This is a genomic window from Streptomyces resistomycificus (assembly GCF_001514265.1).
In the GTDB taxonomy this organism is placed as follows: domain Bacteria; phylum Actinomycetota; class Actinomycetes; order Streptomycetales; family Streptomycetaceae; genus Streptomyces; species Streptomyces resistomycificus.
The window spans coordinates 352,840-364,870 of the sequence record NZ_KQ948990.1 but is presented as its reverse complement, the minus strand read 5'-3'; the positions used below and the strand labels follow the sequence as shown (position 1 = coordinate 364,870).

General features: G+C 70.6%; 10 protein-coding genes and 1 pseudogene. 9 read left to right on the top strand and 2 right to left on the bottom strand.

The genetic code is table 11. The annotated features are described in order from the left end of the window. Nucleotides 1–13 precede the first annotated feature (13 nt). Nucleotides 14–619 carry a hypothetical protein gene (locus AQJ84_RS11795; protein ID WP_030043722.1) on the bottom strand — a complete coding sequence of 202 codons (606 nt, stop codon included), beginning with the start codon at nt 617–619 and terminating at the stop codon, nt 14–16. A gap of 238 nt (nt 620–857) precedes the next feature. Here AQJ84_RS11795 and AQJ84_RS11790 point away from each other — a divergent pair, with 238 nt between their 5' ends. The 5 genes from AQJ84_RS11790 (at nt 858) to arfA (ending at nt 6,599) form a co-directional block, all read left to right on the top strand. Then, complete coding sequence (locus tag AQJ84_RS11790; protein WP_030043721.1) at nt 858–2,222, top strand: extracellular solute-binding protein; 1,365 nt, start codon at nt 858–860, stop codon at nt 2,220–2,222. Next, nucleotides 2,219–3,166 (top strand): carbohydrate ABC transporter permease, encoded by a 948-nt coding sequence (locus tag AQJ84_RS11785; RefSeq protein WP_053192068.1) that lies wholly within the window; start codon nt 2,219–2,221, stop codon nt 3,164–3,166. Before AQJ84_RS11790 ends, AQJ84_RS11785 begins: the two co-directional genes overlap by 4 nt. Continuing rightward, nucleotides 3,163–4,020, top strand: a complete 858-nt coding sequence (locus AQJ84_RS11780; RefSeq protein WP_030043718.1) for a carbohydrate ABC transporter permease — start codon at nt 3,163–3,165, stop codon at nt 4,018–4,020. Before AQJ84_RS11785 ends, AQJ84_RS11780 begins: the two co-directional genes overlap by 4 nt. 9 nt (nt 4,021–4,029) lie before the next feature. Next, nucleotides 4,030–4,995, top strand: a complete 966-nt coding sequence (locus tag AQJ84_RS11775; RefSeq protein WP_030043717.1) for an arabinan endo-1,5-alpha-L-arabinosidase — start codon at nt 4,030–4,032, stop codon at nt 4,993–4,995. A gap of 89 nt (nt 4,996–5,084) precedes the next feature. Next, complete coding sequence (gene arfA / locus AQJ84_RS11770) at nt 5,085–6,599, top strand: arabinosylfuranosidase ArfA (RefSeq protein ID WP_030043716.1); 1,515 nt, start codon at nt 5,085–5,087, stop codon at nt 6,597–6,599. A 39-nt stretch (nt 6,600–6,638) separates the two neighbouring features. Here the strand turns inward: arfA and AQJ84_RS11765 are convergent, their stop codons facing one another. Continuing rightward, nucleotides 6,639–9,650, bottom strand: a complete 3,012-nt coding sequence (locus tag AQJ84_RS11765; protein ID WP_030043714.1) for a glycoside hydrolase family 35 protein — start codon at nt 9,648–9,650, stop codon at nt 6,639–6,641. 82 nt (nt 9,651–9,732) lie between these two features. Between AQJ84_RS11765 and AQJ84_RS11760 the strand changes: the two genes are divergently transcribed. The 4 genes and pseudogenes from AQJ84_RS11760 (at nt 9,733) to AQJ84_RS11750 (ending at nt 12,006) form a co-directional block, all read left to right on the top strand. Continuing rightward, a complete protein-coding gene (locus AQJ84_RS11760) occupies nt 9,733–10,191 on the top strand; it encodes an RrF2 family transcriptional regulator (RefSeq protein ID WP_030043713.1) in 459 nt (152 codons plus the stop codon). A 135-nt stretch (nt 10,192–10,326) separates the two neighbouring features. Beyond that, nucleotides 10,327–10,752: a sulfite exporter TauE/SafE family protein gene (locus AQJ84_RS11755; RefSeq protein ID WP_030043712.1), complete on the top strand. Its 426-nt coding sequence runs from the start codon at nt 10,327–10,329 to the stop codon at nt 10,750–10,752. Continuing rightward, nucleotides 10,749–11,176: pseudogene (locus AQJ84_RS44065) on the top strand (IS200/IS605 family accessory protein TnpB-related protein); the annotation flags it as partial. The gene AQJ84_RS11755 and the pseudogene AQJ84_RS44065, both read left to right, overlap by 4 nt. A gap of 179 nt (nt 11,177–11,355) precedes the next feature. Continuing rightward, nucleotides 11,356–12,006, top strand: coding sequence for a DUF4360 domain-containing protein (locus AQJ84_RS11750; protein ID WP_030043711.1), 651 nt, complete (start codon nt 11,356–11,358; stop codon nt 12,004–12,006). The last annotated feature ends 25 nt before the right edge of the window (nt 12,007–12,031 follow it).

Below are 12,031 nucleotides of genomic sequence, written 5' to 3'. Positions count from 1 at the left end.
GCGAAGGCGGTGGTCACCGCGCCGCACCTCCGCGTCCGCGGTAGCCCATGGACCGCCGTACCGGGTCTAGGGGCGCCTCGGTGGCGTCCCCCGTGAGGAGGGGGCGGAAGGCGGCGGCGAGCCGGTGGCCGAAGTCGTCGGCCTCGGCCTCGTCCCGCGCGCGGGAGCCGTCACGGGCGGCCACGGTCAACGCGACGTCCTTCCAGCCGGGCCGGTCGGTGAGGGCGTCGGCCGCCGCCGCACCGGCCACGTGGTGGTGGATGTGTCCGGCGTGCATGTGCCACAACTCGTGTCCCAGGATGACCAGTTGCTGCACGGCTTCGGCCCGCTCCTCGATGATGACCAGGTCGAAGTCCTGGAACTCCACCCACAGACCGGTCACTTCGATCTCGTCGGGAAACCGTTCGAAACGCAGCTCGACGGGCCGCCCGCCGCGGCGGGCACTCATCTCCGCGCACAGCGCCGCGCACAGCTCGTGGACGTCGGCCGGGGGACGGGGTCTGGCACACAGGGCGGTGGCGAGATCGGCCGCCAGGCCCCGCAACGCGCTGCCACGCCGCGAACTCCGCAGCGCCGCGGCGATCCGGGACGCGGTCCTGCGCGCGCCCGCGATGTCCATCGGTCCCCCTTCTGACCGCCGTTCGGCGGCTCGTCCGAGATTACGCGCCCACAACTGTCCGCGTCATGCGATCCCGCGACCGTTGTTCAACCGGGAACGACCGACTTTCGAAAGCCTGATCCGCTGTTTTCGATGCCGTTGTTTTCTGCCCGAACCATTGACGCGCAAGCGCTTCGAATTTACGGTCCCGTTCGAAGTTACGGGCACCATTCGGAATATCGAACAGTAAGGGCAGGGAATGGGACAACCTGGCCTGAATCGCAGGCAACTGCTGGCTGCGGCGGGCGGGCTGACGGTCGCGGGCAGCTTAGGCTTCGCGGCCCTCGGCACCGGCGCCGACGCCCTCGCCTCCAGCGCGCGCACCCGCGTGCGCTACTGGAACCTCTTCAGCGGCGGCGACGGCGCCAACCAGGTCGCCATGGTCGACGCCTTCCGCAACGCGAACCCGGAGGTCGCCGTCAAGGCCTCCACCCTGACCTGGGGAGGCCCCTACTACACCAAGCTCGCCATGGCCGCCGCCGGCAACCGGGCACCCGAACTCGCCGTCATGCACCAGGGCCGCGTGCCCGGCTTCGCGCCCGGCCGCCTCCTCGACCCCTGGGACATGGACCTGCTCGCCAAGTACGGCGTCCGCGAGTCCGACTTCAACCCGGTGCTGTGGCAACGCGGCCTGGTCGACGGCAGGTTGTACGCCCTGCCCCTCGACATCCACGTCCAGCTGAACTTCTACCGCGAGGACGTGTGCGAGAAGGCCGGCCTCCTCGACACCGACGGCAGGCTGCCCGCCGCCACCTCCGCCGACGAGTGGTTCGAGATCCTCAAGGCGGCCAAGGGGCAGCTGAAGAAGGGGCAGCAGACCCTGGGCCTGCACGCCAACGACCAGAACTTCGCCTGGTGGTTCTTCGTCGCCTTCTACCAGCAGCTCGGCGGCACCTACTTCGACGACGACCACACGGCCGTCACCTTCGACACCGACAAGGCCACCGAGGTCCTGCGGTTCCTGCGCAAGCACGTCACCGACGGCTACGTGACGCCCGGCGAGGCCGACGGCGAGGCCTTCATCGCCGGATCACCATTTGCCTGGGAGGGCAACTGGTCGGTGCCGTACTTCAACGGCGAGAAGATCCGGTACGGCGCCCAGCCGCTGCCCCCGGTCTTCGGGAAGCCGGCCACGCACGCCGAGTCGCACTCCTTCGTGCTGCCCCACCAGTCCGGCCGCGGCGGCGCCGCCGACGAGGCCGCGCACCTGCTCGCGGCCTACATGGTCACCCACGCCACCGCCTGGGCGGCCGGCGGCCACGTCCCCGCCTACCTGCCCACCTTCGAGGACCCGGCCTACCTCGAGCTGGCCCCGCAGAACGAGTACTCCAAGCCCGCCATGGAGCATCCCGCCACCGAGCCCCGCGTCTGGTTCGCCGGCTCCACCGGCATCCTCGCCCAGCGCATCGGCCCGGCCATCGCCGCCTCCAACCTCGGCTCCGCCCGGCCGGAGACAGCGGCCCGCCGGATGAAGGGGGCCCTGGAGCAACTGCTCGCCATGAAGAACCCGATGGACGGCCGCACCGCCGCCGAGGAACTCACGGTCACGGGAGGAGCCGCATGAGCAGCACCACGACCACCCTCGCGACCACCCTGCGCCCCCGCACGGCCACCGCCGCCGAGTCCGCCCGGCTGCGCTGGGGCCGCCGCTTCCAGCACGGCGGCTGGTTCGTCGCCCCGTTCCTCGTCCTGTACGGCCTCTTCGTCATGGTGCCGGTCGCCCGAGGCCTCTACCTCAGCTTCACCGACGCCAACATCTCCGGCGACCACACCAGCTTCGTCGGCCTCGACAACTACCGTGAGGCACTCAAGGACGACCTCGTCTGGTCCTCCCTGTGGCACAGCGTCCAGTTCACCCTGTACGTGGTCCCGGCCATCGTCGTCGTGGCCCTCCTCATGGCGCTGGTCGCCCACCACACCGTCCACTTCAAGTGGCTGTGGCGGCTCTGCTTCTTCGCGCCCTTCCTGCTGCCGTCGGCCGTCGTCGGCAACCTGTGGTGGTGGCTGTTCCAGCCCGTCAACGGCATGGTCAACCACGTCCTCGGCACGGACACCCCCTGGCTCACCCAGAAGTCCACGGCCATGCTCGCCATCGTCGTCGCGACCCTGTGGTGGACGGTCGGCTTCTCGTTCCTGCTGTACCTGGCGGCCCTCCAGGCCATCCCGCGACACCTCTACGAGGCCGCCGAACTGGACGGCGCGGGCGCCTTCCAGCGGCTGACCCACATCACCGTGCCCAACCTGCGCAACATCACCGGCCTGGTCCTCGCCCTCCAGATCCTCGCCTCGCTCCAGGTCTTCGACCAGGCCGTCGTGATGTACCAGTTCACCCCGGGCCCCGAGGAATCGACCCGCACCTTCGTGCAGTACACCCTCGAACAGGGCTTCACCAGCTACCGCGTGGGCTACGCCTCCGCGATCTCCTTCATCCTGTTCCTCATCATCGCCGTGGTCGCGCTGGGCCGGATGTGGCTGCTGCGCGACCGCGAGGAGGGGACCACCCGATGACGACGCCGACCCCCGCCGTACGCAAGCCCAGGAGCTCCTGGACCCCCGCGCAGATCGCTCTGACGATCGTCGCCCTGGTCCTGTCCGCGATCTGGGTCTCCCCGCTCGTCTGGGCCCTGTCGACCTCCCTGAAGACGCCCACCGAGTCGGTCGCCTCCCCGCACTGGATCCCCGACGACCTCACCTTCGAGGCCTGGAAGGGCGTCCTCGACGCGGGCAACATCCCCAACTGGTTCGTGAACTCGGTCGTCGTGTCCGTCTGCGTGACGTTCATCGTGCTGCTCACCGCCTCGCTCGCGGCGTACGGCTTCGCGCGCACCGAGTTCCGCGGCAAGTCCGCCCTGATGGCGGTGACGATGGCGGGCCTGATGTTCTCCCCGGCGATCCTCGGCGTCCCGCTCTTCACCACCGTGCAGGCGCTCGGGATGGTCGACACCTACTGGGGCATGATCCTCCCGCAGTGCGCCCCGGCCGCGATGGTCTACATCCTCTACAAGTTCTTCCAGTCGCTGCCCCGCGAACTGGAGGAGGCCGCCTTCATCGACGGCGCCGGCCGCTGGCGGATCTTCTTCACCATCGTCCTGCCCCTGTCGAAGCCGTCCCTGTCGGCCGTCGGGATCTTCACCTTCATAGCCTCCTGGAACAACTTCATCTGGCCCTACATGGTGACCAACAACCCCGACCTGATGACCATGCCGAACGGCATCGCCACCGTGCAGAACGCCTTCGGCATCGTCTGGCCCCAGCTCATGGCCGGCGGCCTGATCGCGGGCCTGCCGCTGATCGTCGTGTTCGTCTTCTTCCAGAGCCAGATCGTGCGGGGCGTGGCCCACACGGGTCTGGCCGGCCAGTAAGGAGTTTCGGTGCGCCTCAGACTCGCGACCCTGCTCACCGCGGCCGTGGTGGCCCTCCTGCCGAGCACCGCCCGGGCCGACGCCACCTACCCCGACCCCCAGCGCGTCACGGGCCAGCAGATCATCCACGACCCCACCGTGATCCTCCTCAGGTCGGGCGGCTACGTGGCGTACTCGACCGGCGGCGTGATCGGCGCCCGCGTGTCGAAGGACCGCGTCCGGTGGGACGACGCGGGCAACGCCTTCGCCGAGCCGCCGAGCTGGTGGTACGAGTACAACGACACCGGCGACCCGTGGGCCCCGGACATCTCCTACCGCGCGGGCAGGTACTGGCTGTACTACGCCGTCTCCTCCTGGGGCACCAACCACTCCGCGATCGGCGTCGCCACCTCCCGCACCGGCCTGCCCGGCACCTGGACGGACCACGGCAAGGTCCTCACGTCCGAGACGACCGACGCCTGGAACGCCATCGACCCGGCGGTCATCCGGGCGGACGGCCGGTTGTGGATGTCGTTCGGCTCGTACTGGACGGGCATCCGCATGGTGGAGCTGGACCCGCGGACGGGCAGGGCGGCCGAGGCGGCGACGGTCCACCACCTGGCGACGCGTCCGGACGCCCCGTACGCCGTCGAGGGCCCGTACATCGTGAGACACGGCCGGTACTACTACCTCTTCGCGTCGTACGACGCCTGTTGCTCCGGCGTGGACTCGACGTACAAGATCAGGGTGGGCAGGTCGACGTCGGTGCAGGGCCCGTACCTCGACAGCGAAGGAAAGCCCATGCTGGAGGGTGGCGGAGACCTGCTGCTGGAGGGCCATGGCAGGTACGTCGGAACGGGGGGCCAGTCGCTGTTCAGGGACCGTGGCCAGGACTGGCTGGCGTACCACTACTACGACGCGGAGGACGAGGGCACGCCCAAGCTCGGGCTGAACAGACTGAGCTGGAGGAAGAACGGCTGGCCGGACGTCCGTTAAGGGGCGCGGGGCTCGTCACCGTGCGGCCTGGCCGCGTGGGGGCGACCAGCCCCCACCGACCCCACGAAACCGAACCCCGAAAGGAAAGCATGAGCACCGCCCGCTTCACCCTCGACCCCGCCTTCACGGTCGGCGAGGTGAACCCCCGCCTCTTCGGCTCCTTCGTCGAACACCTCGGCCGCTGTGTGTACACCGGCATCTTCGAACCGGGCCACCCCACCGCGGACGAGGACGGCATCCGCACCGACGTCCTCGACCTGGTCCGCGAACTCGGCGCGACGGCCATCCGCTACCCCGGCGGCAACTTCGTCTCCGGGTACAAGTGGGAGGACTCGGTGGGCCCCGCGCAGGACCGCCCCCGCCGCCTGGACCTCGCCTGGCACTCGACCGAGACCAACCGCTTCGGCCTCTCCGAGTACATCGCCTTCCTCCGCAAGATCGGCCCCCAGGCCGAGCCCATGATGGCCGTCAACCTCGGCACCCGCTCCGTCGCCGAAGCCCTCGAACTCCAGGAGTACGCCAACCACACCCAGGGCACCGCCCTGTCCGACCTGCGGGCCGCGCACGGCGACAAGGACCCCTTCGGCATCAGGCTCTGGTGCCTCGGCAACGAGATGGACGGCCCCTGGCAGACCGGCCACAAGACGGCCGAGGAGTACGGCCGGGTCGCCGCCGAGACGGCCCGCGCGATGCGCCAGATCGACCCGAAGGTCGAACTGGTCGCCTGCGGCTCCTCCAGCCAGAGCATGCCGACCTTCGCGGAGTGGGAGGCGACGGTCCTCCAGGAGACGTACGACCTCGTCGACTACATCTCCCTGCACGCCTACTACTGGCCGGAGAACGGCGACGTCGACTCCTTCCTCGCCTCCGCCGTCGACATGGAGTCCTTCATCGACAACGTGGTCGCGACCGCCGACCACGTGGGCGCGCGGCTCAAGTCGAAGAAGAAGATCAACCTCTCCTTCGACGAGTGGAACGTCTGGTACCTGCCCGAGTGGGAGGCGCGCGCCAAGACGTTCGAGCAGGACGATTGGCCCGAGGCCCCCCGCCTCCTGGAGGACAACTACAGCGTCACCGACGCCGTGGTCTTCGGTTCCCTCCTCATCGCGCTGCTGAGGCACGCCGACCGCGTCACCGTCGCCTGCCTCGCCCAGCTCGTCAACGTCATCGCGCCGATCATGACCGAGCCGGGCGGCCCGGCCTGGCGTCAGACGACGTTCTTCCCGTTCGCGCAGGCCTCGAAGTACGGTCGCGGCGAGGTCCTCGACGTGCGGGTCGACTCCCCGACGTACGAGACGAAGAAGTACGGCGAGGCCGACCTGCTGCACGCCACCGCCGTGCGCGCGCAGGACGGCACGGTCACCGTCTTCGCCGTGAACCGCAGCCGCACCGAGGCGCTGCCGCTCGAAGTCGCCGTCAGCGGCCTCGGCCTGACCTCGGTCGTCGAGCACAGCGCCCTCGCGGACGCCGACCCGGACGCCCGCAACACCCTCGACGACCCCGGGCGGGTCGCCCCGCACCCGGTCGACGGCACCGTCCTGACGGACGGCACCCTGACCGCCGTACTGGAGCCGCTGTCCTGGAACGTGATCCGGCTGGGCTGATCCCGGCCGGCGGCCTCAGGCCGCTCGGGGACAGCGGGCCTAGCGGCCGGGGGAGTCCACCGGTGTCACCGGCACTCCTCCGGCGGCCGAGCCCAGCAGCGTCAGCCGTACGTCCCGCAGGCCCGACCGTGTGGTCCCGTCGGACAGCACGGCCAGGGCGAGTGTGTTCTCGCCCCGTGTGCGCAGGATCCCGTTCGGCAGGACGAAGGTGTGCTGCGGGCCCACGTCGTTGATGTACTGGCCCATGTTCCAGCCGTTGAGGAAGACCTGCACGCGGTAGGCGCGGTCCGGGTCGTCGTCCAGGGTGAGCCCGATCGAGGCGTCGACGCCCGCGTCGACGGCCAGCCGGAACGTCCTGCGGTACCAGGTGACGCCCTGACCGGTTCGGGTGTGCGGCAGGTCCACCGACTTCCACGCACCGTCCGCGAACCCCGGCAGGTGCCAGCCCTCCCGCTCCCCGTACAGCCCGCCGTTGTTCAGCGGACCGCGCACCGGGTCGGCCTCCGCCGCGCCGCGCAGCCGCCAGCTCACCTTCGGCGCGGCCCCCTCGAAGGTCACCGCCGTCAGACCGCGGGCCACCTTGTGGGCGTCGTCGGCGGCACCGTCCTGGTCGTGCTGCATCGGCCGGACGAGGACGGACAGGACGTGCTGGTCGCCCTCCCGGCTCACCCCGCCCCGCCCTTCACCCAGCTCCTCGCGCAGCTCGTCCGGCAGGGTGAAGGTGGCCGTCTTCGCCCAGCTCCCCTTCGTCGCCGTCCCGTCGTCCGGTACCGGCATCCGGTGGGTGCCCAGCGGCGTCCCGTCCAGCCACGCCATCAGCAGGCCCTGCGTGCCCGTGCTGTAGGACAGCGACACGGACGCGAGGTCCGGGGCCAAGCCCTCGAAGCGACCCCGATACCAGACGTCGCCGTAGTGGAAGCCGTAGTCGTCCGCGAACAGGACGGGCTGCCCCTCGGGTACCGGCGTGATGCTGAACGACGTCTTCCGGTCGGCGGCCGGCCACGCCGAGTCGTCGAAGTCCGGGTCGGACTCCGGGTTCTCGGTGTGCCGTCGCCAGCCGGAGTCGATCGCGGGCAGCGTCAGGGGCCCCACGCCGGGCACCACCTGTTCGGCCAGCAGGCTGTTGGTGACGCTGAGCCTGGTGCGCACCGGGCGCCCGTTCCAGGTGACCCGGCCGACACCGCGCGGCGCCCACACCTCCAGGCCGGTCTCGCCGGCCGTGTCGCCGGTCAGGTGGGCCGTGTCGCCGCGCACGGTCACCCCGCGCACCAGCGACGGCCCGTACACCAGCACCGTGCCCGACGGGGTGTCGACCGGCCACAGCCGCAGCGCGGTCGCCTCGTCGGCGAAGAACAGCAGCAGCGGGCGCTCCGAGCCGGCGGCCTCCACCTTGACCCGGGTCAGACCGCCGACGCCGAGCGGCGCGGTCACCCGGAGCAGACCGCGGTCGTAGACCCAGGCCGCCTCGGCGTCCAGGCGGGTCGTCACCGGGTCCTCGGAGCAGTCCAGCACGACCTGCGCCATGTCGCCGTGCCGTCCTGCGAAGACGGCGATGTCCTGCCGCCCCGCCGTGACGCAGAACATGGGCTGCACGGTCGCGTACTTCAGCTTGCGCCGCCCCAGGGCCAGCCCGGCGGTCAGCAGCAGGGCGTCCCGGGCCGGGACGGTGAACGGCACCTCGATGCCGGCCTGCGGCATCGTCGAGGAGATCTCCCGGTCGGTGTCGTTGCGCACGACGTAGACATGGGAGCCGGTGTCGGGGTTGGTCAGGTGGTACACCTTCAGCCGGCCGTCCGTGGCCCGCACCGCGGCCGCCCGGTCCAGCTTGGCGAAGTCCGGGACCCGTTGCAGCAGATGCCCGAGCTGGTGCAGGGGCGCCAGCTTGGCGGTGGCGCCCCGCCCCTCGTCGAAGGCCGCCCCGTAGTCGTACGACGTGTAGACGTTCGGCGCGGGCAGCCAGCCCCACGAGGTGCCGCCGAAGGTCATGTAGACGTTGTTGAGCGTGATGCCGTTGGCGAGGTTGGTCAGGTGGAAGCGCCGCTCGTAGGCGGCGTCCCGGGTCCGCCGCGCCTCCGCGTAGCCCTTGCCCCGGAACGGGGCCCCGCCCCACGGGTCGGACGAGCCCCCGCCGGCCTCGGCCAGGAACCCCGGTGACCTCCGGGCGGCGGAGGAGCCGCCCCCGCGGCCGTCCGCCGCGAAGTACCCCAGATCCGAGGGCGCCCGGGCGGGATCCGCACGCTCGTCGAAGCCGTACAGCCACCCTCCCTTCCGGCCGCCGGTGTCGAAGGACCCGGGCAGCCAACGCCCTTTGCGGCCCTTGTCGTTGTGGAACAGCGGCACCTCGATGCCGTCGGCCCGCACCTTCCGGTACAGGTGGGACATGTAGCGGCGCCCGGCCGGGTCGGCGGCGAAGGCGTCGTACTCGTTCTCGATCTGGTAGAGCAGGACCGTGCCCGTGCCCCGGGTGAACTGGTGGCGGGCGGCGATCGCGTTCACCTGCGTCAGCCACTCGTCGACGTGCGAGAGATAGGCCGGATCGGAGGTGCGGGCCCGGCCCTCGGTCGCCGTGAGCCAGCCGGGGAAGCCGCCGGCGTCGACGTCCGCGCCGATGTACGGGCCCGGGCGCAGGATGACGTACAGGCCGGCCTCGGCGGCCGTGCGCAGGAACAGGTCCAGGTCGCGGACGCCCGTGAAGTCGTAGGCGCCGGGCGCGGGGGAGTGGTAGTTCCAGGCGACGTGGACGCCGACCGCGTTGTGGCCGTGCGCGCGCGTCTTGTGCAGGACGTCCCGCCACAGCGACGGACTCGGCAGCCGGAAGGGATGCATCTCGCCCGACCACAGGACCAGCCGCCGGCCGTCGACGATCAGCGAGTAGCGGTCGAAGCCGACCGTGTGCCCGTTGCCGTCCGCGGCCGGCGGGCCCGGCGCGGGGCCCGTGCGCACGCTTCTGGAGGCGTGGGCGCTCGTCGCTGAGCCACCGCTGCCGCCCAGCGCGAGGCCGAGTGCCGTGGTGCCGGCGAGGGCGCTGAATGTTCGTCTGCTGAGCCCCAAGGGAGCGCCTCCTGTTGTGCTGGTCGTCCGCGACCGTGGGTGCTGGGTCATTCTCTACGGTCCGACGCCGCACAATTGTCGTATGAGGATCTCTGCGCGGGCGGACTACGCGGTACGGGCGGTGCTGGAGCTCGCCGTACGACAGGGCGAAGGGCCGGTGAAGGCTGAGGAAATCGCAGCCGAACAGGGCATCCCGCACAAGTTCCTGGAGGGCATTCTCGGCGATCTGCGGCGTGGCGGAATCGTCGACAGCCGGCGTGGCGGGGGCGGCGGCTACCGGCTGGCCCGCGAGGCCTCCGCGATCACGGTCGCCGACGTCATCCGCGCCGTGGACGGGCCCATCGTCTCGGTGCGGGGAGAGCGGCCCACCGGCCTCGAGTACACCGGATCGGCCCAGCCGCTGCTGCCGTTGTGGATCGCGCTGCGCGCCAACGTCCGCCGGATCCTGGAGGGTGTCACCGTCGCCGACATCGCGGCCGACGCCCTGCCCGAACCGGTGCGGCGGTTGGCGGCGGAGCCGGCGGCCTGGGAGAACCCCTGAGCCGTGGGGCGCGAACCCGTCGCTGTGACGGGTCCTCATCGCGGTCTCAGGTTCCGCTCGGAATGACGACCTGGGGTCACGTCCCGTTCATCCCTACCCACCCGGTAGGAAAGCCAGGGAACGACGGGACGACTCATGCGCACGCTGATACTGCTCGCCCTCGCGGGCCTCGGGGCCCAGCTCGTGGACGGCAGCCTCGGCATGGCCTACGGCGTCACCTCCACCACCCTGCTGCTGGCCCTGGGCACCGGTCCGGCCGCCGCCTCGGCCACCGTGCACCTCGCGGAGATCGGCACCACGCTGATGTCGGGCGCCTCGCACTGGCGCTTCGGGAACGTCGACTGGAAGGTCGTCGCGAGGATCGGTGTGCCCGGCGCGATCGGCTCGTTCCTCGGCGCGACGGTCCTGTCGCGGCTGTCCACCGAGGTCGCCGAGCCGGCGATGTCCCTGATCCTGCTCGGCCTCGGCCTGTACGTCATGTCCCGCTTCACCTTCCGCGGCCTGCCCGAGGGAAGGCTCGGCAAGCCCCTGCGCCGCCGCTTCCTCACCCCGCTGGCCTGACCCGGTTGCTGCACCACACCCGGCGCCGCGGGGCGTCCGCGATCGCGATCGAGGAGCTCGACTTCAGCGACGGCACCAGCCGTGAGAAGCACGGCCGCAACAAACGCTGCCGCCGTCTCCGCACAATGTCCCGGCACGATGCGGCAAGCATCGCGATCGGGCGACGCGCCCTCGGATATCCGATCCGGCAAAGGACGGCACCGCCCCCGCATCACCAGAGTGATGGTGCGGGGCATCGGACCGCCCAGGCCCGACCGGAGACCCGACGGCGTGAGGAAACCCGCCCCCACATTCCCGGACCGCGCACACGATGCGCGCTGCCCGGCCGTGGAGCGAAAGCGGGCGACCAGGATGCCCACACCGTTCGGGGCACCCGGCTGAGCACCGGTCCCGGCAACAGGACCCACTCCCGTTCAGTCTTTAGGAATGGTGTGAAAGGCCCGGGGTGAATGGCCGGAGTTCGACCTGTCCATGTCATGTCGGGGCTCCCTACGATGCGATCGCCCTCGATGCTTCACAGCAACTCCACAGATCGTTCACGGAGTTGGCAGGTGGAGCTCGGGTGTGTCCACCCCCCACCGATCCCACTGAAGGGGACAGACCATGACAGCCGGCCTGCTCATGGGTGGCGCGATCGCCGCGCTCCTCACCACCGCACTCCCCACGCAGAGCCCGTCCACCGGGTTCGTCGACCCGCCCCCGGACAAGATCGTCATCAAGGTCGCCACGGTGAACGGCTCGGGCTGCCCGCAGGGCACGACCGCGGTCGCCGTCTCCGAGGACAACACCGCCTTCACCGTGACCTACAGCGACTATCTCGCCCAGGCCGGAGGCAACTCCGACCCCACCGCGTTCCGCAAGAACTGTCAGCTCAACCTGATCGTCCACGTCCCCCAGGGCTTCACGTACGCCATCGCCAGCGCCGACTACCGCGGCTTCGCGTCGCTCCAGCCCGGCGCGAGCGCCGTGCAGAGAGCCTCGTACTACTTCCAGGGCTCGTCGAGCACGGTGTTCAAGAACCACCCGCTCTCCGGTCCGCTCGACGACAACTGGCAGGCCACCGACACCACGGACTGGGCCCAGTTGGTGTGGGCGCCCTGCGGGGTCCAGCGCAACTTCAACATCAACACCGAGCTGCGCGTGACGGCCGGCAGTCAGTCGCCCGGCAAGGTCAGCTTCATGACGATGGACTCGACGGACGGCGACATCAGCACGGTGTACCACATGGCGTGGAAGGAGTGCCCGGCCAAGTGAGGTGAAGCGGGGGGCCGCCCGGACG

What these genes read in the sequence shown, in the direction of transcription:
- AQJ84_RS11795 (WP_030043722.1), bottom strand. Translation starts at nt 619, where the DNA reads ATGGACATCGCGGGCGCGCGCAGGACCGCGTCCCGGATCGCCGCGGCG.
- AQJ84_RS11785 (WP_053192068.1), top strand. Translation starts at nt 2,219, where the DNA reads ATGAGCAGCACCACGACCACCCTCGCGACCACCCTGCGCCCCCGCACG.
- AQJ84_RS11790 (WP_030043721.1), top strand. Translation starts at nt 858, where the DNA reads ATGGGACAACCTGGCCTGAATCGCAGGCAACTGCTGGCTGCGGCGGGC.
- AQJ84_RS11780 (WP_030043718.1), top strand. Translation starts at nt 3,163, where the DNA reads ATGACGACGCCGACCCCCGCCGTACGCAAGCCCAGGAGCTCCTGGACC.
- AQJ84_RS11750 (WP_030043711.1), top strand. Translation starts at nt 11,356, where the DNA reads ATGACAGCCGGCCTGCTCATGGGTGGCGCGATCGCCGCGCTCCTCACC.
- arfA (WP_030043716.1), top strand. Translation starts at nt 5,085, where the DNA reads ATGAGCACCGCCCGCTTCACCCTCGACCCCGCCTTCACGGTCGGCGAG.
- AQJ84_RS11755 (WP_030043712.1), top strand. Translation starts at nt 10,327, where the DNA reads ATGCGCACGCTGATACTGCTCGCCCTCGCGGGCCTCGGGGCCCAGCTC.
- AQJ84_RS11760 (WP_030043713.1), top strand. Translation starts at nt 9,733, where the DNA reads ATGAGGATCTCTGCGCGGGCGGACTACGCGGTACGGGCGGTGCTGGAG.